Annotated in this window: 13 protein-coding genes, 1 rRNA gene and 3 riboswitches; of the genes, 1 reads left to right on the top strand and 13 read right to left on the bottom strand. The window is 49.6% G+C overall.

Translation table 11 applies throughout. From position 1 onward, the window contains the following. The 12 genes from ACFORK_RS27370 to ACFORK_RS27315 all read right to left on the bottom strand — a co-directional run. Window positions 1-94: ribosomal RNA gene (locus tag ACFORK_RS27370) — 16S ribosomal RNA — on the bottom strand; the annotation flags it as partial. A 406-nt stretch (window positions 95-500) separates the two neighbouring features. After that, window positions 501-1,307 (bottom strand): transglutaminase domain-containing protein, encoded by an 807-nt coding sequence (locus tag ACFORK_RS27365; RefSeq protein WP_379205124.1) that lies wholly within the window; start codon window positions 1,305-1,307, stop codon window positions 501-503. A 13-nt stretch (window positions 1,308-1,320) separates the two neighbouring features. Further along, window positions 1,321-1,402: riboswitch (cyclic di-GMP riboswitch) on the bottom strand. Between the two features lie 75 nt (window positions 1,403-1,477). Then, window positions 1,478-1,558: riboswitch (cyclic di-GMP riboswitch) on the bottom strand. 106 nt (window positions 1,559-1,664) lie between these two features. Then, window positions 1,665-2,342, bottom strand: coding sequence for a class D sortase (locus tag ACFORK_RS27360; RefSeq protein ID WP_379205122.1), 678 nt, complete (start codon window positions 2,340-2,342; stop codon window positions 1,665-1,667). Window positions 2,343-2,368: 26 nt separating this feature from the next. Next, window positions 2,369-2,773, bottom strand: coding sequence for a GtrA family protein (locus tag ACFORK_RS27355; RefSeq protein WP_379205120.1), 405 nt, complete (start codon window positions 2,771-2,773; stop codon window positions 2,369-2,371). After that, window positions 2,763-3,740: a glycosyltransferase family 2 protein gene (locus tag ACFORK_RS27350; RefSeq protein WP_379205118.1), complete on the bottom strand. Its 978-nt coding sequence runs from the start codon at window positions 3,738-3,740 to the stop codon at window positions 2,763-2,765. Before ACFORK_RS27350 ends, ACFORK_RS27355 begins: the two co-directional genes overlap by 11 nt. Window positions 3,741-3,805: 65 nt before the next feature. Beyond that, window positions 3,806-7,633, bottom strand: a complete 3,828-nt coding sequence (locus tag ACFORK_RS27345; protein ID WP_379205116.1) for a glycosyltransferase family 39 protein — start codon at window positions 7,631-7,633, stop codon at window positions 3,806-3,808. Then, the gene (locus tag ACFORK_RS27340) at window positions 7,633-9,642 is read right to left on the bottom strand and encodes a glycosyltransferase family 39 protein (RefSeq protein ID WP_379205114.1); all 2,010 of its coding nucleotides are present in this window, start codon (window positions 9,640-9,642) and stop codon (window positions 7,633-7,635) included. Before ACFORK_RS27340 ends, ACFORK_RS27345 begins: the two co-directional genes overlap by 1 nt. Before the next feature lie 123 nt (window positions 9,643-9,765). Further along, window positions 9,766-11,166, bottom strand: a complete 1,401-nt coding sequence (locus ACFORK_RS27335; RefSeq protein ID WP_379205112.1) for an NCS2 family permease — start codon at window positions 11,164-11,166, stop codon at window positions 9,766-9,768. Window positions 11,167-11,292: 126 nt separating this feature from the next. Then, a riboswitch (purine riboswitch) is annotated at window positions 11,293-11,391 on the bottom strand. A gap of 328 nt (window positions 11,392-11,719) precedes the next feature. Next, window positions 11,720-13,258, bottom strand: a complete 1,539-nt coding sequence (gene guaA, locus ACFORK_RS27330) for a glutamine-hydrolyzing GMP synthase (protein WP_379205110.1) — start codon at window positions 13,256-13,258, stop codon at window positions 11,720-11,722. A 328-nt stretch (window positions 13,259-13,586) separates the two neighbouring features. Then, the gene (locus tag ACFORK_RS27325) at window positions 13,587-16,007 is read right to left on the bottom strand and encodes a transglutaminase TgpA family protein (protein WP_379205108.1); all 2,421 of its coding nucleotides are present in this window, start codon (window positions 16,005-16,007) and stop codon (window positions 13,587-13,589) included. Then, window positions 15,976-17,229 (bottom strand): DUF58 domain-containing protein, encoded by a 1,254-nt coding sequence (locus ACFORK_RS27320; RefSeq protein ID WP_379205106.1) that lies wholly within the window; start codon window positions 17,227-17,229, stop codon window positions 15,976-15,978. Before ACFORK_RS27320 ends, ACFORK_RS27325 begins: the two co-directional genes overlap by 32 nt. Window positions 17,230-17,503: 274 nt before the next feature. After that, window positions 17,504-18,901: a polysaccharide deacetylase family protein gene (locus ACFORK_RS27315; RefSeq protein WP_379205104.1), complete on the bottom strand. Its 1,398-nt coding sequence runs from the start codon at window positions 18,899-18,901 to the stop codon at window positions 17,504-17,506. A gap of 108 nt (window positions 18,902-19,009) precedes the next feature. On the opposite strand from ACFORK_RS27315, the gene ACFORK_RS27310 reads away from it, so the two are divergent. Continuing rightward, the gene (locus tag ACFORK_RS27310; RefSeq protein WP_379205102.1) at window positions 19,010-19,678 is read left to right on the top strand and encodes a DedA family protein; all 669 of its coding nucleotides are present in this window, start codon (window positions 19,010-19,012) and stop codon (window positions 19,676-19,678) included. On the opposite strand, the gene ACFORK_RS27305 is transcribed toward ACFORK_RS27310, so the two are convergent. After that, the gene (locus ACFORK_RS27305; RefSeq protein WP_379205100.1) at window positions 19,653-21,008 is read right to left on the bottom strand and encodes an MFS transporter; all 1,356 of its coding nucleotides are present in this window, start codon (window positions 21,006-21,008) and stop codon (window positions 19,653-19,655) included. The two genes, ACFORK_RS27310 and ACFORK_RS27305, sit on opposite strands and share 26 nt — an antisense overlap. Window positions 21,009-21,039 lie beyond the last annotated feature (31 nt).

Below are 21,039 nucleotides of genomic sequence, written 5' to 3'. Positions count from 1 at the left end.
TTGAAAGCAAGCTTTCAAATCAACTCCGCTCGACTTGCATGTATTAGGCACGCCGCCAGCGTTCGTCCTGAGCCAGGATCAAACTCTCCAAATAGGTTTTTTCGAGCGATCACTTCCCGAATTAATCCGAGAAAATAACCATCCGAAAACTTATCGAAAAGAGCGATTGCTCATTTTGAAACATCTGACGAGAATTTGCATTCTCATTTGTGAACTCACTTGCGTGAATTCGATACTCACTCGTTGTTCAGTTTTCAAAGATCAAACTGTTCTCGTTGTCCGCTTAATGTCTCAGCAGCAACTCTTATAATATAACACGTTATTCTCAGAAGCGCAAGTGCTTTTTTTTGAAGTTCTTTTTTCAATCATTTCACAGCACTTTGCCCTGCTCAACAACGCTTTTACATAATACCCTATCTTTCAACAAAAAAGCAACCCCTAATATAAAAAAAACAACCTGCTTAATAATTAAGCAGGTTGTTAGGCATGTTCAATGCGTATTAATAGAATTTTGCTGCGGTGTATTTACTTGGACTTTTGAACAGATCATTCTGGGCAGCTTTGCCCAGTCCGGCATCTACAGTTGTATCGATTGTCACCCATTTACCATCGATCAATACATCATTCCAGGCGTGATACTGAGCAACATAACTTGTATTTCCCATGACCAGCTTGGTAGGAATACCTACGCTGCGGGACATCGCAGCAAACAGGGAGGCGTAATCATAGCAAATACCCTTTTTACTATTCAATGTGTTGTTAATATTAGGAATGTAATCAGTAGTCACACTATTAGCCAACGCGTAATCATATTTAACATTGGCAACGATGTAGTCATGAATAGCTTGTACTTTTGCTTGATCAGTTGTTTTGCCTGCTGTAAGCTGTTTGGCTTTAAGAATAGCATTATCGGAAGAATTCCATTTCACATTCTGAACGGAACCCAAGTATACAGCGTTAGTGTCGTTAAGCGACAGGTCCAAAGTTTCAGAGTAGACCGATTTATATTTATTGCCCGTAGTATTCTCCAGAACAGATACTTTATAAGATCCATTACCTTGTTGTAGCGGGAAAGACTCGATTTGCTGTGCAGAATAAAGGTTGTAGGTGTAGCTATTGTTGTCTTTAGTAATCATGACTTTGATACGTTTATCCTTCGGAACATCATATTGGATTCCCACTACGCCTTGACTTAGCTTCGAGGTATCCAACCATTTCGCGTCTGCACTTGCAGCGTTAGCTGAAGCGACATTGATAGAGGTGACCACTAAAAATAGGGACATTAAAGCAAAATAAAACTTTTTCATGGATAAAACTCCTTTCGGTAGCTGGCTGCCATCCTTAACGGGAAGGCCCTTTAGCTTTGCGTCCCTACCTTTCGATAGGTTTGCCGTTATCGTATAAGCTTTATCTATCCTCGCATCTACTAGAGAACTACTAGATTGACCATGGAAAGACAACAAAAAAAGCCTCTGCATTCGGTAACTGGCTGCCATCCTTACGGGAAGGCCCTTTAGCTTTGCGTCCCTACCTTTCGATAGGTTTGCCGTTATCGTGTTTAGCTTTCTAAGTTAATTCTAGCATATTCATTTATATATTCAAAGCCTAAATCAATAGATTTACCCTAATTTATTGAAAAGATAACACTAATGTCTTAAGAAACATTAATTTTTTGCCATCTGGGGCAATTTGGCATGCACAATCAGGCGGTGCGTAGGGTTTACTAACGGGTCACAAGTGATCAATGTCAGGATTTTATCCTTGTTATTCCCGTTCAGTACTGACACATCCGTAGGGTCTACTACAGAGATATCATAGACCTCATAGTCAAACTCCTCTGCATTAGTCTTCACTGTAATGGTGTCACCGATGGCCACTTCGTTCAACCTGTTGAATAGCCTTCCGGTAGTTCTCGCTCTATGAGCTGCAATTGCAGCATTGCCGATCTCGCCAATAGGAGTCGTCTCCTTCATATGGGCTGCCGCATGCTTCATATTAGTCTTGGTAGCCCCCTCAAGGACGGGCAGTTTCAAATTGATCTTATCGATCTCAATTAAAGCAATTACTTTCCCGCCAATCTCAGGTTCAGGTTCTGCAGTTGCAGGTGTTTCTGTTTGGGGCTCTTGCTCTTCAGCAGCAGACTCTTCTGCAAGCAACTGCGTTACCTGAGCATATTTGCTTTTGAGATCGTTATCGGCAGAGACTGGAACCAGATTACTGTAGCTATGTTCCGCCTCTTCCAGCAGCTTCTGCTCCTGCCGGTTTTCATACCATTCATTCACCTTCGGGTACAACATGATAAGAATTCCCGCAAGAATGATGAGATAAGAGAACTTGCGCATGATCTTCACCCCCGTATTTTACATTCCTAGAACACCCATTTGCGGCTTCCAAAAAAATTGATAACTACAGTGACGAAGGTTACCAGCACCTTGGATAGAAGCACCTGCACCCCGAACCGTTCCGTCAGTACTTGCATCAGCAATAGAGAGATCCCCAGCACAGCAAGATTCAAGATGATAAACTTCAACAGTTGTATTCGGTCAAATCCACTCTTGCCACTGCGGCTACTGTCCCGAAAGGTCACTTTTTTATTCAGGATAAAGCTGTTGGCAGTACCTGCACTATAAGAGAACACTTGCGCCAGCCCATACATCATCCCAAGGGAATGGAGCAGAGTAAAGACCACAAAGTCGATGAGCGTATTAAGCAGTCCCACTGCATTAAACTTTAGAAATTGAATGAATGCGGCACGACGGTTGTTATCGAACATAGGTTTTTTCCTTCTGACTCTCCTTCAGCTCTCCCTCAGGGTAGCCTCTAGTCTCACGCACAATGTACAGCGGTCTGTCTTTAGACTCGTCATAGATTCGCCCGATGTATTCCCCGATGACGCCCAGCAGCATCAATACGATCCCGTTGAACAGCAGGTTAACGCCGACAATGGAGGTCCAGCCCGGAACGGTCCATGAGGTAAAGACCTTTTGAAATAATACGAAGAATAAATACAGGAAGCTAAACAGCGAGATGAAGAATCCAACATAGGAAGCAATTTTAAGCGGTTTGTGCGAGAAGGAAGTAATCCCATCCAGGGCAAAACGGATCATCTTCTTCAGCGGATATTTCGTCTCTCCCGCAAAACGCTCCTCCCGAACGTATTCCACCATCGTCTGCCGGAAGCCGACCCAACTCACCAATCCTCTGACATAACGGTTCTTCTCCTTCAAGCCCCGCAGTACATCACAGACCTTGCGGTCTATCAAGCGAAAATCTCCGGTATCCGTTGGAATCTCCACACTGGTCATGCTGCTGAGCAGCCGGTAGAAGAGCTTGGCGGTCACCTTTTTGAAAAGAGTCTCTCCATGCCGCTTCAATCGCTTCCCGTAAACGACCTCATAGCCTTCCTTCCACTTCTCTATCATCTGCAAAATAACTTCTGGCGGGTCCTGAAGATCGGCATCAATGACCACCACCGCATCCCCCGAGGCATAGTCCATCCCCGCTGTAATCGCAATCTGATGTCCGAAGTTTCGCGAGAAATCCACCAGCTTCACCCGTTCATCACGACTGCTGATTTCCTGCATAATCTCTACGGTCCGGTCACGGCTGCCGTCATTAACAAAGACCAATTCATAGGAATCGCCGCATCTGTCCATCACTTGCTTCAACCGATCGTAGGTATGGCTGATAACTTCTTCCTCATTGTACATAGGCACTACTACACTGTATCTAGCCTTCACCTTTGTTCCTCCTAGTAAAGTTTATATAGGGCTTGTGGCAACACAAGCCCTGAAATCACAACATCTTAGAACACCCAGGACGGGAACCAGCGCAGAACGCTCGTTACATAACTTCCACTGACTTGCATGCCCGAGAGCACTGGATAGAAAGCAATAAAGAGCAGCGCCGCCACACCGACATAAACATAGCGAATGTACCGCGCGTTCGGATATCTACTGTCAATAAGCTTCATTACATATACAATAGCAAGAATCATAAACGGTACCATGGCAAAATAATGGTATAGGAATGTTTCACGCGGTACGAGCATCCAAGGCACATACTGGGAAAAGAATGCGATCCAGATCATGAACAAGCTTTTGTCTTTACGCTTGATGGTCAGCCACAGTGTACCTATCATGGCAAAGATCCCAGTCCACCAGATGAGCGGATTACCCATGGTTACAATGCTGCTGACCTGTCCGGCTGGCAATCCTTCTCCGCCGCTGAAGAACCAGACTGGTCTTTTCATAAACGGCCATTCCCACCAGGAGGATGCAAATGGATGTGTTGCAACGAGTTGGCTATGATAGTTGTACATATTCTTCTGCGCATCAATCAAACCCTGCAAAGTAAAGCCGTTTGCCGATGGCGATAAAGCAGGAACAAAGGACAGACTGTAGATAACCCCCGGTATAATAACGAAAAATCCAATACAGCTGGCAAGCGTTATAATTGTATTCTTCCAAAAAGAGTTCACCGCTCCGCGGCAAGCCGTGGTCACTGCCTGATCGAGCTTGCGGCCTTCGGCCAGCACTCGCTTGGCAGCCCGGTATTCACGGTAGCGTTCAACCAGAGCCAATGCCAGCATAACAGCCAGACCGGCCCCGCCGTAAAGCACAATCCACTTGGAAGCTACGCCGATACCGAAGAACAGGCCAGACCAGAACAGCGGAATCAGCGTTTTGCCGAGCGGTACCTTATAGAAGTTCAAAGTAAAGTAGCGCTGCATGAAGTAGAACATTAACATAATGAAGAATACACCGTACACATCAATGGTAGAGATTCTTGTCTGTGTAAAATGCATAAAGTCCAGGGCAAACAATCCTGATGCGAGAGCCGCATAACGGGTCTGTTTGAACAAACGCAGCGCCATCATATATATCAGTGGCAACATGGCAATTCCAAACAGAGTTCCGATGATCCGCCAGCCGAACGGGTTCACACCGAACAACTCCATCCCGATCCCAATCAGCAGCTTGCCCAGTGGGGGATGCGTATTCTCGTACGGCACGATGCCGTGGTAATGCTCATATGCAGTACGGGCATGATAAATCTCATCAAAATAAGTACTGTTCATGAAGTTGGAATACTCCGGAATCAACGACTGTTCGTCGAACAGATTTCCAGGTGCTCCCCGCTTGGCAGTTCCTCCATCCGGAGTAACACTGGCAATCGGAAGCGGTATTCTGCCGCCGTTCTGCTCGTAGAAAGCCATCTCATTCAAGGTGAACCCTGGCGAGAGGACAGTAAGCTTCACATATCTTGCCGCCACATTCAGTGGCTGGCTTTTCCAGATGAAGACATTGCCGACATCCTCATTAACTTCGAGCGGACTTCCCCAGGCTTCAGGCGATTCACCGAATTCCAGCTTGAACTTGCCGGTTCCAACGCCTCCGAAGACATTCACACGTTCAAGCTGCTTGCTCTGTCCGAGATCCACATAGAAGCTCTCTCCGCTAGCCGCTGGTTCCCATAATGTCTCCGGGGCCTTCGTAGATCCCAGATGGACCAGAGCAACCACGGCATATATGGCAGTAATAACAAGCATCCAGGTCCAGTCCCTGCGACTCAGCTTCAGCTTGAATAGGGAGTCTCCAGAGTTGTCCTTGAGCAAGCGAATGTTCTGTACCAAGCCCAAATCTTCCGCACGGTGCTCCTCCTCAGAACGTAGAGGGGGCAGACTCTTCACCCGGTTCCTTCCATATACATCGTACCCAATATAAAGCATGTATAGTAACAAGGCCAGATTTGTGATCGCCGTAACTATAACGATGCCATCTGCTTCCGGGTTGTTGCCCGCATTCAAATGAGCAAGTGTATAGCCGACATTCACATACTGGGTCAAGCTGAACCCCAGGAACAATGTCAGGAAGCGGCGATCCTTGCTCCGAATATACGCGAACACGGCAAGAATCAGTGCAGGGTACATATAGCGCTCATGCATTTTTGTCCCCAATACAAAGACGGTAACAATCAATACCATGCCGATAAAGAAAGATCTGGATAAATCCTTACGATCCTTCTGGAATGAATAGAACATCGAGAGTGCTACAGCGACCAGAATAAAGACAAATCCCCAGCCCCGGTACGAGATTCCTAGCCAGGTTTGATCCAAACTAGACCACATCGGATCGGTTAACGCATAAAGATTAAAGGCATTAACGGTAGAATACGGATAAGAAGATAATGTGCCTTTATAAAGATTAATAAGTCCACTTAAACCACCATTATTCCAGAAGAACGGCGCTGCCAATACCCCGAAGATCCCGAGTCCATACACCGCGCCGAGCGCAAGTTGTTTCCACGCCCGCTGATGATAAAAGGCAAACAACAATACCGGTGTAAAGATAAGCGCCTGCGGTTTAACAAGTGTGGCAATGGCGAACCAGATGGCTGCCCGAACCAGAGATTTGTTAGCTGCTCCTTCAATACTAAGTAGGAGGAAGATAAGGAAAAAGGAATCGGCTTGCCCCCAAGCAGCGGAATTGATAAGAACTGCTGGATTGAACAAGAATAGTAGCGAAAGACCCAGTGCGATCCCGGAACCGAGTTTTTGCCTGGCTGCCCGATAAATCAGCCCGCCCAGCACCAGATCCGAAATGATCGCTGGCAGCTTGAACAACAGATTCTCTCCACCCGAGCCATGCGCCAAGCCAAAAATCCCGCGGATCGCGCTCAGCACATACAATATGTACAAATATCCTGGCGGATAATCGGCGAAATATCCTTCCTCATAAAATCTACCAGGCCCTAGATCCAGCATCCGCTGACCCCAGGCAATAAAGGTATTCATATCATTCTGGTACCCTTGCGCAGTCAGTCCGATCCAGACCCGCAGTATCAGCGCTGCACCAATCGAAATATATAGCCACCGGCTGTATACATTCTCCGGCTGCTTCATTAATTTGTTGTTACGGAAGACCCGGTTACAGAGCACTGCGAAAAAGGCACTGAACAGCGCAGAAATCAGCAGCAACTTCGCCGGAGAAATTTTGTGCGGTGTTTCTTCAGGCTTGCTGTCCCCGCCTTGGGGCGCAGCATTGTTATCCAGTGAGATGATATTGCTTCCCTCGGGAGCAGCATCTAACGGCTCTACAGCCAAATCATCGAAGTAAGCCTTGCCTTGGGACAAACTGGCATAACCGCCAAGACTGGCCCCCACGCCCAGCTCCTTCTGGTCTGGCCCTGTCTTGCCGATGAATTCCAGGTACTTCCATTCTCCAGCGGTCTCCATGACACCAGGATAACCACCTCCTACGCCAACCACGAACACACCAGCGCCAAACCCGCCGCTGACGGTGTTCACAACCTTGACCCAACCAGAAATTTTATACAAGTGGTCTGGCTCCACTTGAATCGTCTGTATCCATTTCAGATGGTTCGGCTGCAAATTCTCGATCACAGCCGCTTTACTGCCGGAATGGACCTCGGATGTTTGCACGGACACATAGCCGGCATCTTTTCCCGGAATCCATGCGTCCTCCGTCCAGCCGGACGGAGCGCTGCCTTCCCCATCCTCAAAGCCCGGATTCTGCAGCAGGTTGCCTTCTGCAAATACACTTGTCACTGGAAGCAGGAAGAGTACGCATATGACAATGAGTATTGCGGCCACACGTGTATTCTTGATCATCATTGTTCCATCCTCACCTCATCAATGTTAATCCAGCCGTTTCCGCCGGTAAAATAAATCTCCGCCTGTTCACCCTGCTGCAGGCTCACTGCGTGAAGTTCAATCTGATGATAGCTTTCACCTTCGGTAAGTTCAGTTTCAGTAAGGATGGCACCATTAACCCGTATACCAAACTTTCCGCCTCCCCCACCTGCACTAATCATTGCCGAAAACTTGTACTCACCGGACTTCTCCGGGTAAATCAATTGAGCGATTGTCTTTTCCATACCAGGATCAAGATAGGCGAGCGAGCTTCCCTGATACGGATTATTGGTGCCAATTCCTGTACCGGCTGTAAAAGTCCAATACAACGCCCCTTCCTCGAACCCTCCGTTCATCAGTCCATGATGTTCGCGGTCGCCCTCAGTATCCTGAGGATTCACAGGTGTAATTCCTTCGCGATCAACAACTACAGTGTAGTTCTTGAATCTCTTAATCTCGTATCCTTCATTCCCGTCAGGGAGAGGATCACCATTCCAAAAGATATACGCTGCCCGCTCACCCGGGACAATCGACAGCCCTCCAAACCGATAACGTCCAAATGAGTTTACCAGCTGAAAGGGAGCGCCCGGATTGACGTAGCTAACAGTTTTCAGGTAATCATGAGGATCGATAGTTTCATAAAAGAGCACATAGATATAGGGCATGTTGACCTTATCGGTAACATAGACATTCCCTTCAGTCTCCGCAGAAGCATACTGGATAGCCTCTCCGATGGACTCATAAAAGTCAGGACCGATTCTCCCCGGGAAATCACGGAAATACGTCATGCCAAACAAAACGAAAAACAGAGCGAATCCACCCGCTGCAACCAAGCCTGCCCCTTTAATCTTCGTGCTAAGCCACAAAAAGCCAGCTACAATCAGCAGAATTACAGGGTAGAAAATAACATTAATCCGGTTAATGTTCACATTCGTTATGGCTGCCATCAGAATAGCCGTCAGGAACCAGAGCAGGATCACCGACTGACCAGTGCCGTATAAATCCCGCTTACGTAAAGACTTTATTATAACAATAAGTCCTACCAGGACAAAGGGCAATCCAAGAGAATAGGCGTAGCCGTAAGGCGATATGGAATTCCACGGCAGACCATCACTTCCACTGAGCATTATCTTGAAAAATTCGCGGAGATTACTCCAGGCAGTGTCGAGCATTTGCCCGCCGAAGACTGAGGAGATCTGCTCCACTCGCGGTGTAGTTAATCTTGGGATGGAAAAGAACGGGGTAGAAAAGCCCTGCAGTTGATAACGATTGATCATTATAAAGGATAGAATCGGCAAAGCCAGCAGGATAAACAGTACACCATTCCATAGAATGGTCCGTAGCTTCAGCACTTTTCTATACAATAGAAGAATTATAGTTCCCAAAGCAAATACCGGAACGAAAAAATAGGCAGTCCCATAGGCATAAAGCGACAACGATAGTATAACTGTAAATGCATAAGACCATTTGGGAGCTTCGAAGGATCGAAGCAAGCAATAAACAGCAAGCAGAATCAACGTAGGAAACAGATTCGATTCTAACGCCCATCTCGACATCATGATATGCCATGGATTAATAGCGATAAAGAACATGGCGGCAAGACCCGCTACTGGGGAGGAAAAGAGTCTTTTGGACAAAAGATAGAACACTACCATGCCCACTAGACCCATAAGTAGACTCGCCATTCGCACCGTTACCGGTGATAAGCCGAATAACCAGATAAACGGCATGGACAAGTAAGCATACAACGCATTTTGCCCGCTGCCCCAGGCGATCAGATGGATTGGCAGGTGGATTCCGTTTCTGTCGATACCATAATGAAGTATAGCGTAGGCGTCATATCCGATCGACGCTTCGTCCTGATTCAATCCTGGCGGAATGGAACCAATATACACTATCCGAATCATCGCTCCCAGCAGGAACATTAGTACGAGCCAAGGGTTGTTCTTGCAAAAGATAAATACCCGATTTAGACTGCTGGACAACATTTATCACCTCTTCAACAATATAATCTAAATAATGGATGATGAAAAGACTGATACGCAAAACCACAAAAAAACGGTCCCTTCAACATCGAAGGGACCGCAGGATGGATGTATCAGATACAGGCTTTAGCCCTGACTACCCATTAATGCATAACGGAGAATAATCAGGATCGCAAGTACCCACATCATCCAGTGAATGTCGTATTTCTTTTTGCCGGCCAAGTTAGCGACACTAGCAAGAATTACGTAAGTAACGATACCGAAGGAAATACCGTTGGCGATATTGTAAGTGAAAGGCATAATAACAAACGTCAGGAACGCAGGAATGGCAACGACCATGTCCTGGAAGTCAATATTACGGAGCGATTGCGCCATCAGTACACCTACAACGATCAGAGCAGCAGCGGTAGCAGAACCAGGGATAAGCGCAGCTACAGGAGCAAGGAACAGGGCCAACAGGAAGCAGACGCCTGTAGTTACCGCAGTAAGACCTGTACGGCCACCCTCAGCAACACCGGCAGCACTTTCTACGTAAGCCGTAGTTGTGGAAGTTCCGACCATGGCACCACCAGCTACTGCCACCGCATCTACGAACATTGCCTTACCTACACGCTTCTTACCTTCTTCAGGGTTGTCCATAATGCCAGCACGTTGAGCTGTACCTACAAGTGTACCAAAAGTATCAAACAACTCTACGAAAGTGAATGTCGCAATGGCGGAAATGATACCGGTATGCAGAATGCCATCCCAGTCAAATTTCATGAAGTTCAATTGAGTGAAATCAGGAACCCATGGTGTTTGCGGATTGGACAGAGGACTGAAATCCACGGCGCCCATCAGAATTCCCACTGCAGTAGTACCGAGAATACCGAACAGGATTGCGCCGCGAACATTCAGCACCATCAAGATTGCGATCAGCAGCAAGCCGATAATTGCCAGCTGGACATTGGTGTTCTCCAGGCTGCCCAGATGGATAACTGTTTCGAAAGAAAGGACATCTGTAAACTTATGAGCGGCAATGTCGTTTACGGCTTCTACGCCGATCGTCATGATTCCGCTGTTCTTAAGGCCGATAATGGTAATAAACAAACCGATACCGACGGTGATTGCATGCTTCAGGCTGTCAGGAATAGCTGTCAATAGGATCTGACGTACCTTGGTTACGGTTAATAGGATAAAGATCAAACCGGAAATGAATACGGCGGTAAGACCCATCTGCCAAGTGAATGGATGATCCGATGTGGCGGAGGACAGGATAACCGATGCGAAGTAAGCGTTAAGTCCCATACCAGGTGCCAGTGCAACCGGGAAGTTAATGAACAACCCCATGGCAATAGTGAAAACACCTGCGGCTATCGCTGTAGCCAAAAATACAGAATACCATCCCATGTCGATCTGGCCAAAAGCGGTCAGTATGTTGGGATTTACGGACAGGATATAAGCCATTGCCATAAACGTAGTCAAGCCGGCCATAATCTCTGTACGAACGGTAGTACCATTCTCTTTCAACTTGAAAAAGCGATTCAAATTGTTCTCCCCCTAAGGTATGTTGTGTCTGACAGCAACAAAAAGCCGGAGTCTGATAGACACCGGCCAGATAAAAAGAGTAAGTTCCTGTGCATATCGCCAATCTAGGGGCGAAGATCAACAGGAGATTGTTCTCTTCTTCATCGTAGCCAGGTCATTACGGTGACCTGTAGAGACTTCCGGGCCAATCCCCGGAATTATACGAATAAATATTATTGTTGTGCTTTATTATTTTAGGGGGATATGACAGCCCTTGTCAATGACAAAAACGAACATTAAACGTTATTTTTTTTGTATTGTTCGTAAAAACGACATTTCTCGCCAATTCCTTATAGGAATCGGGAAGAAAAGGATGTTAATCATGGGGCTGCTCTGTGAAAAATTTAACACAAGCCTTCTATAACTTGGAATGACGCTGTGTCCCGTCGGATCTTGGAATCATGATTTCCGCTTCATCGACAGAATTCTTAATAGGAGCATAAAAAACTCTCTTCTATTTGCTGAACAACGCAGATAAAAGAGAGTTTTTTTCAATCTATAGTTGCTGGTTTACCTATTCCCACTCAATCGTTGCAGGTGGTTTCGAAGTCACGTCATAGACGATACGGTTTACGTTCTCTACTTCGTTGACGATACGTACAGAGATTTTCTCAAGAATATCCCACGGGATACGCGCCCAGTCAGCGGTCATACCGTCGATGGAGGTTACCGCGCGGATACCTACGGTGTAGGAATACGTACGAGCATCACCCATGACGCCAACGCTCTTCATGTTCGGCAATGCTGTGAAATACTGCCAAATTTCGCGGTCGAGACCGGCTTTGATGATTTCTTCACGCAGGATGTAGTCGGAATCCTGAACGATCTTCAGCTTCTCCTCTGTCACTTCACCCAGAACGCGGATAGCAAGACCCGGGCCTGGGAACGGCTGACGCCATACCATAGCGCTTGGCATGCCTAGTTCTTCGCCCAGTTTGCGGACTTCATCCTTGAACAGCGTATTAAGCGGCTCGATCAAACTGAATTTCATGTCTTCCGGCAGACCGCCTACATTATGGTGGGATTTAATGGTCTGTGCTGTTGCTGTTCCGCTCTCAACAATATCTGTATACAACGTACCTTGAGCAAGGAAGGAGAAGTCGCCCAGCTTGGCCGATTCTTCATCGAAGCAATAAATAAACTCGTTACCGATAATCTTACGCTTCTGCTCTGGGTCAGCCACACCGGCCAGCTTGCTCATGAAGCGCTCCTTGGCATCGATCTTCACCACATGGATATCGAATTTACCAACGAACATCTCCATAACGCCCTCGGCTTCACCTTTGCGCAAGAGACCGTGGTCAATAAACATACAGGTCAATTGATCCCCGACAGCACGGTGGATGAGCATGGCCACTACGGATGAATCCACACCGCCGCTAAGGGCGCAGAGTACTTTCTTGTCGCCTACTTTATTACGAATATCTTGAACGGCTTCTTCAATAAACGATTCCATCGTCCAATTACCATCGCAGCCGCACACTTCATAAAGGAAGTTCGAGATCATCTCGTTACCATGCTCGGAATGACGAACCTCTGGGTGGAACTGTACCGCATAGAATTTGCGCTCGGCATTGCTCATAGCTGCAATCGGAGCACTTTCAGTTCCTGCGTCCAGTTTGAAGCCTGCTGGAAGCTCCACTACGTGGTCTCCGTGGCTCATCCATACTGTTTGGCGGTTCTCCAGACCCTTCACAAGCTGGGAGCCTTCGACAAAATCAACATCAGCTTTACCATATTCGCGTTTGGCGGCACGTTCGACCTTACCGTCAAGCTGCTGAGCCATCAATTGCATTCCGTAGCAAATGCCGAAAATTGGCAGTCCCAAATCATAAATCGCCGGATCTACATGCGGTGCATCCTCGGCATATACGCTGCTTGGTCCACCGGAGAATATGATCCCCTTCGGCGATAGTGCCTTGATCTTCTCCACTGGTGTATTGTAAGGCAGAAGCTCACTATATACTCCTAAATCTCTGATTCTGCGCGCGATAAGTTGGTTGTATTGTCCTCCGAAATCGAGAACAACGATGATTTCATTTGGCTTGTTCATTACGTGCCTCCCTTGATTATTGGATTCATTATACTCATGGTTAATTCACACCGTCAAGGAAAGGAGGGCATGGATTTGGTTGGATTTTGTCATGTCGATAAATGTCAGGATTGTTGAAGGCGGCAACATAAATGATGCGGTGGCGCTTCCTTTTTCAAGGGGCACTCGCCTCAAGCAAGCGTGTTACTGGTTGGACCTTCCACTTCCATTAGCTGCTTTAGGTCAAGCCGTTTAGCTTAGTCGATTTATGTTAGCCGGTTTAGGTTAGTCCGTTTACATTAGTCTGTTTACGTCAGATGTTTTGGTCAGACGGCTTACCTCAAACGGTTCATGTCAGCCGGAAGGTAATCCTCAGGCATTCCCGTAGGAAGGCTTCACCTTCATCGGTGGATGATGACGGAGCGGAAGAAGCCGCCGGGGGAGTGCGGCGGGAAGCCGGTGATCCGCCGGACCCGCTGTACGCCAGGGTCTCCCACTGGCGTACGAACCGCCGGACCGCTACGCGCAGTCCGGCATCTGCGATCGGCAGGGAGTCTGCATACTCCCTGCCCGTGACCCCGGGCGGCGGCGCCCCATACCGCGCCGCCAGCCCGTGCCAGGCCAGAGAGGCAGCGCGAAGCTGCCTCTCCCGGCCCACAGCCCTGCTGCGGTAAGCCCACAGCAGGGCCAGGCTCCGCCGCCAGTGCCACGCGGCGGCGGGAAGCGCCAGCGCCGCGAGCTGGAGCGGCGCGGGTGCCGGCCCGCCCGGCAGTGGCTGGGCGGGCCAATTCTCCGCGCGCTGCGCAGCGGAGAGGCCGGACCCGGACGGCGGCGCCAAGGAAGCCGCCGGATCAGCAGGCTGCGCGGTACCAGCAGCCGCGCCACCCGGTGTCGGGTCGAACGGGACCCAGCCTACGCCTTGAAAGTACACCTCGACCCAAGCATGGGCATCCCTCTCGGTCACAGCATATCGCTGTGGCCCGGGACCTGTTACCAGTTGGCCCGGGCCATAACCTTGGACGAAACGGGCTGGGATATCGACACTGCGAAGCAGGACTGCCATGGCCGTTGCAAAATGAACACAATAACCGCGCTTCGCTTGGAACAGAAAACCATCTACGAAATCACTGCCGGACGGGGGGACCCTCGTATCCAGAGTATAGGGATAATGACTCTGCAAATAATCCCTTACCGCCACTGTAGCATCATAGCGGCTACTAGCGGTGGCCGTAAGCTCAGCTGCTAAAGAGGCTACCCGAGCTGGTAGCTGCGACGGCAGCTCCAAATATTTGCTGCGAATCTCTTCAGGGTCGCCCTGCTGCACCCCGCGCAGCACAGCCGGATCGAATTCGGGTAGTACAGAAAGAACCGTATAGCCCGTAACCCAGGCGCCCTCTGCCTCATCCGGCAGACGGAAGCTATCCCCTTCCTTATTAACAAGAATATAGCCCAGACGGCTTCCATCCTCCCGTTCCCCTGATTCCATGTCAACAATAGTCCCTGCACTGAACACCGGCAACCCTCCTGGGGATGGGCCAGCCAATAGAATCTGCTGTCGCAGTGTCTTGCGGCTAGACGGCCCGGGCCCAGACGCCGGTGGAAGTGGAAAACCGGAAAGATTCAGCGGAGTAAAGGAATCCGCCTCTCTAATCCATCGGCGGCCGTCATAGTAAGCCATACTCTCGCCTCGCCAATAGGTTCGCTCATCGCTGAACGCCGTAAAAACCGGCTCTGTGCCGGGTGTCAGTGGGGCTCCCAATTCAGCAGAATTCAAACTGTAGCCCGTGGTTCCCCTGCCCATCGCCTCCATGCTCTCCTTCATATGCCCGGCTGCCCAGTCATTTAGCTTGCTGAAGGCAGAATGCAGTGTGATCTGATTCACGGAGCGTGAGCCGTAGAGCTGTTCCCCGCACCAAGCGGTTAGCATCAGAACGAAAGCTACGATAAACGCCGTACTACACCAAAGGCCATAAGGAATCCTCACATGGATATTTCGTTCCCGCAGACGAATCAGCACGCCCATCCCTTGCATCCATAAAATCAGCCCTGCGGACAACATGACCTCTACGGTCGTCTCGATGCTAAAAGCAATATCCAGCACCAATAAATAAGCCATGGACACTATGCTAAAAAGCAAGGAACTTCCCCTGTGTATCGCTAAATGCTGCACCGACGAGACCAGCATCCCCCAGCCTGCGGCCAGAATCAGCAATCTACTCGTATTACCCAGTTCCGCAACATGTCCCGACAGAAGCATAACGAGATCCCTTAGCAGCTGTGCCGGGTATTCCGCTAACCAGCCAGTCCCCTCTTCCCTGGCAGTCAGATACACCCAGGCTGCAGCAATGCTCGCAAACTGTAGTGTCAAGAGCAGCCAACCAGGCAGCTGAAGCATGCCCCAGAATATAAGCACAGCCGCCACTATCATCAGAGTTATCATCAGGCTAGCCGTTTCAGGAGTCGTTGAGACACGGTACAGCGGAGAGAGCCACAGGATAAAAAGTCCCAAAACAGGCAAAGAGAACAGCAAGCGGTACCCGAGAGGGACTTCCCTCTGCACTCCGGCCTGACTGTTCTCTATAAAGGGGAACCCTGAAGCCGCTCCGGTTAAAGGTCCCGTCGTATGAACTTCAGAAGTCTGGGGTTCTGTGGGCACCTCTCGCCCAGTGAGGGGCGTAATTGTTCTACTCGATCCTAAACTGCTCCCGTAGCAGTGCCGGGTCTCACTGGATTTTTTGTTACCGTATCGTTGGTTTTCCGGCTGATTCATGGAATTCCACCTCCCCGTGTCCATAAGCGGGCAGTGCACCGTCCAGGCAAAATAATGTAGCACCGAGACGGCGCAGGCTGTCTGAAATACTTCCCGCCGAGGAAGATTCCTCGCGGCCAGTACTGCCTCCCTGAGGAGCCGGCAGATCCCATACATAATAGAGATCCATCTTGACTCCCTGCACTAGATAACGTGCAATAGCCTTGGCCGAATCTTCAGTAAGCCGTCCGGTAATCACAGCGACAGCCATTCCCGGAATCCAGCCTCGCGCAGCATCCTCGAGCAATTCCGGCAAGCTTCGTGCACCGTTCGGGGCAATTTCGGTGAGCATGTCCAATACCCGAGCAGGCACCTTTCCTAGCCCCTCATGACGAGCCAGCCCTTCCGGCCAGCCTCCGGTGAACAACTGCATATAAGCACCGGAGTGTTCGGCAGCGAGCAGTTGTCCCGTTGCCGCCGATACTGCCTGCTCAAAGCCGGAGGGTCTCTCCCCTCTCCGTCCTCGTGCTACTAGTGCGCCATAAGGAACCTCATAGCTGGCGGCGCAATTGTCCAGCACAACACAGATCATGCGCCCCCGCTCCTTTTCCGGCACCCTGCTCTGCAGAACACCACGACGTGCGCTGTTCTTCCAGTGTATCCGGTTCAGAGGATCTCCCGGCGCATATTGGCGGATGTCGACAGCTTCCTCACTGCCGCCCCGGCTCCACTTCGCCATCCTGATCTGATCTGGAAGAACTCCACCTTCCGGCGCCGACCAGCGGAAATATAATGGAGCAGGCATCACCTTGACAGTAGCCTCACCTGCAGGCTTACTGCTGCCTGTGAACCAGCCAGGCAGATCGCCCCACACCGCTTTGCAGGCCCGCAATCGCTGAACCCCCCGTGGCAGCTCTTTCAGCGTATACGAATAAGAGAAAGAACGGCGAAATCCGGGAAACAGCAGTTCCTGATGCCAGACACTCCCCCAATCATCGAATATGATCATCCAAGGGAGCGGAATCCTTGAGATGAAGCTGACCTGAACCTGCACCCGGAGTGTGTCTCCCGCAACAGGACGGGCTGGCGTAACCGTTCGCTCGACTTTGATCCGACGAGGCCCGAAGAGTTGCAACAATAACCCTCCCAGCAGCAGAAGAACGACTATGGACAAGAGGAAGAGCAGCGCTTGCCCTCCGCGCCAGGCGTAGAGGACACCAATTACACCTCCTGCTGACAGCATCCGCAGCCATTCTCCAAGGGCACTACTGCGATTTCTGAGACTTACCGCTCTTTTGATGGGCTGCGAACCTTCTTTTCCGTGACTTTCATGTAAAGATGAAGAGGACAATAGGATACCCTTCCTTCAGACATAGACTTGCTCTATAGATCCCTTAGCTCCGCAATGCGGACTTAGGGCATGAGCGTGTTAATATCTATTCTTTCCAGGAAAGGATCCCCTCAGACTATTGTTTTCATCCTTTTTGCTGGTCAGGCAGGGCAGAGATATTGCCGTGTCAGGCAGCTTTTACCCGCCGCTCCCCTGAAGTAGCACTGATTGCCTCCAGGGGATGACCAGCTGTCTCTAGCAATTCTCTCAGTGGCACCCAGATGGAACCGCCAATAATCTCTACCCTAGCCGCCCGTTTCTCCTGAGCGCCTCCTGGAAGACTGAAGACCAGTTCCCCGCGAGATACATCCGCTGTCAAGGTCCTGCCGTTCCAGATCACCTGACCACTGCGACTGGTCTGATCCCATTTCACCTGTCCACCAAGCCGTTCCACCACAGCCCGGAGCGGCACCATGTATTGTCCATTGATGATGCTGTATTCACCCGGATTCAATTTGGTCTCCAGCAGTCCCACCTCCAGTGCGAGGGTTCTGCCCGGCTGGAAGAGTGCCGCATTCGGCAGGATATTGGAAGCAATCCAAGCATTAGACGGCTTCGCCCGATTCAGGCTGGCCGCCTTGGCTGACACTCTGAACTGCACGGGCTTTACACTGTCGTCCAGAACCTTAAAGGTATAACCTGCCGCTTTATAGCGGGCAATAATCCCAGGCAGCGCCTTGGCGCTTTCCCCATGTCCCCCGCCATCATGCAGCAGTAATACAACCTCGGAAGACGTTAAGTCTTTGGTGGATTCCTGCAGAATTTCAGCTGCCGGTACACCTTTTCTCCGGGAATCGCCGCTGTCTACCGTCCAGTCCATAACAAGGTAGCCCGCTTGATTCAACAATTGGAAATACGTATCATCAAAATGACCAAAGGTTCCACCCGGAGCACGAACAAGTCGGGGCCGCTCCCCTGTAATTTCACGGATTATATTCTCTGTCTGTTTGATTTGATCCCAGAACGCGGTGAATCCGCTATATAAATTATGGTAATCATGATCGTAGGAATGATTGCCGATGGTATGCCCCTGCTCCCAGATGGCATTGATCAGCTCGGGATAGCTTTTTGCAGCATTCCCGAGCACAAAGAAGGTCGCCTTGACTCCCTCTTTCTGCAAAATATCGAGAACCTCACGCGTGATTTTGCTCGGACCATCGTCAAAGGTAAGGTAGACAGTTTTTGCTGCTTTAGCTGCCACCTGTTGAACTACACCCGTTTGGGGCGCTGTAGTGGAGAGCGTAGGAGGTTGTATCGGAGCCGAATTAACCGCCTGAATGGCAATAGGTGTTGTTGCCAAGGCCGCCCGTACAGCGGGAATAACTGTGTCCGCTTGCACCGGAGCATTCAGACGATTATGCTGAATAGATGAGGCTTCCACATTTGTTGTCTGTAGTGAAAGGGATCTTGTCGATCCAAAATGGTAATCGGTTCTCCATCCGGATGTCACCAGCAGTGCTATGGTCATAAGTAGCAATCCGCGGATCAGTATCCGGCGGCCGTTTGAATTATTGTTACCCGTCATCTTTTCTACCTCCAGCATTCTATTGGCTCTCAAAGCCGTCAGTAGATTGTATGAAGACAAGCTTTCAATTAGAATACGGCTTTTCGCCTTTTGGAGAGTGAATACCCTATGGAAGTACTGGATTGGATTCAGGAATTATTCGCCGAATACGGATACAGCGTACTATTCTTCGGACTCTTGCTGGAATTCGTCGCGCTCCCGTTTCCGGGGGAGACCACGATGGCTTTTGCCGGATTTCTCTCCTACACGGGCAGACTGGATTTTATGCTGCTGGTCGTAATTGCTTTTCTCGGAACTACCGTCGGTATGACCATTACCTATCTCATTGGACTCAAGGCGGGCTTACCCTTTATTCAGCGATATGGCAAATGGTTTCTGTTCTCGGAATCCAAGCTGGAGAAAACACAGCGCTGGTTCGAAAAATACGGAAGCGTCCTGATCTCCATTGGTTATTTCATCCCTGGTGTACGCCACTTTACCGGATATTTCGCCGGAATTGTGGGCCTGTCCTTCCGTAAATTCGCCGTGTATGCGTACAGCGGTGCCTTGTTCTGGGTTGTGCTGTTCCTTGGCATCGGCCGAGTCTTCGGTCCGCAGTGGATGGGCATCTTCCATCTTGTAGAGAAGTATGCACTCTGGATTGTCTCTGGTATTGTCGGCTCGGTTGTCCTCATACTCCTGTATCGTTATCGTAAGGGAATCGCAGCGTTCCTGCTCCGGCGCAGATCCAAACTCAAGCTTGAGGCTAAAATCAAAGAGACTTCCAAGGGACGGTGACTGCACCGTCCTTTTTCTTGTTCATACGGATTTTGGCATATAGGGACAAGATCAGGGCAATACATACGAAGCCTATCCCGCCCCATAACCCGAGCTGCCGTGGCTCCATGATCTCTAGTACAACCCCCGCACCAAACATGGACAGACCCAGAAGTGTACTGCTTACGGCTGTGAGCCATCCAAAAATGATCGGCTGGTAAAGCACAGGCGTTTCCTTCATCAACAACGTATCTAGGCAGGCATTTCCGATTCCTCCTGTGAAGGCAAGTAAAATGTACAGCGCAAACACCGTCACAAAGCTCCCGCTAAAGCTGACTGTTATCAGGAGTACACCCTCCAGCAGCAGTCCACCCAGCGCTCCCAGGAGCAGCCGCTTATGCATAAAGCGTCCTGCCAAAAAGCTAAGGCTAAGACCGATGCCGAGAGCGCCATAGAAGGCACCTACTCCCAGATCACCAGCCCCAAACTCCTGCACCGCGTATACGCTGATCAGTACATTGTCCAACCCATTGACCAGTGGTACGAGTAGTTCAAAAGCAAAAATAATTTGCAAGATCACGCTACCGGTCACTATTCCCCATATGCTGCGTGACGACGGTGATAATGAGGTTGATCTCGTGGAAGCTTGGGCTTGGCCATGTTCTTGAGCCTGCTCTTGAGCTTGGTCCTGGTCTTGTTCTTGGGACTTTTCTTTAGCTCTTTCTTGAGTTTGAGCCTGTTTCCCATCCGAGCTACTGCCAAGGCCTTGCGGAAAATGAATGCCGGAAAGCAATAGTGCAGCAAGCAAAAAGGATATTGCATTCAGAAGAAATGCCCACTGGGGACCGAACCATAACGAAACGACGCCACCAGCAAAAGCACCCAGTATCAGGACGATACCCGTCATCAGTTGCTCCATCCCGTTGACAGCCAGTAGACGCTCCCGGTCCACCAAAAGCGGAATGGACGATTTGCGAATCGGGCTATAAATGGCCTCCCCGGCAGCCAGTAGAAAACTCGCAGCATAAATTATCCAAATTTTGTCCGGACCGTCTACCCACAAGAAAGCCAACGCTACCGGTACTCGTAGCAAATCCGTGGCAATCATGATCATTTTACGTGGCAGCCTTCCGCCGAGCATGCCCCCAAGCGGAGCCAATAGCAGAAAAGGCAATACCCTTACCCCAAGCGATATCCCTACTGCCAGTCCCGATCCCGTCAGATGCAGCACAAGTGACAACATCGCTACCTGACTGAACCGGTCACCGATACCATTGATAATCCCTGTAGCGAACAATCGGGTATAACCGCGGTGGTATTTCAAAACAGCACCCGCAGATTCTGTGTTCATAATTTTCATCCTCACCTCTTTAATTAAATAA

This window comes from Paenibacillus sp. GCM10012306 (assembly GCF_042649265.1).
Taxonomy (GTDB): Bacteria; Bacillota; Bacilli; order Paenibacillales; family Paenibacillaceae; genus Paenibacillus_AQ.
The sequence above is the reverse complement of the archived record's forward strand: the minus strand, read 5'-3'. Positions and strand labels throughout refer to the sequence as shown.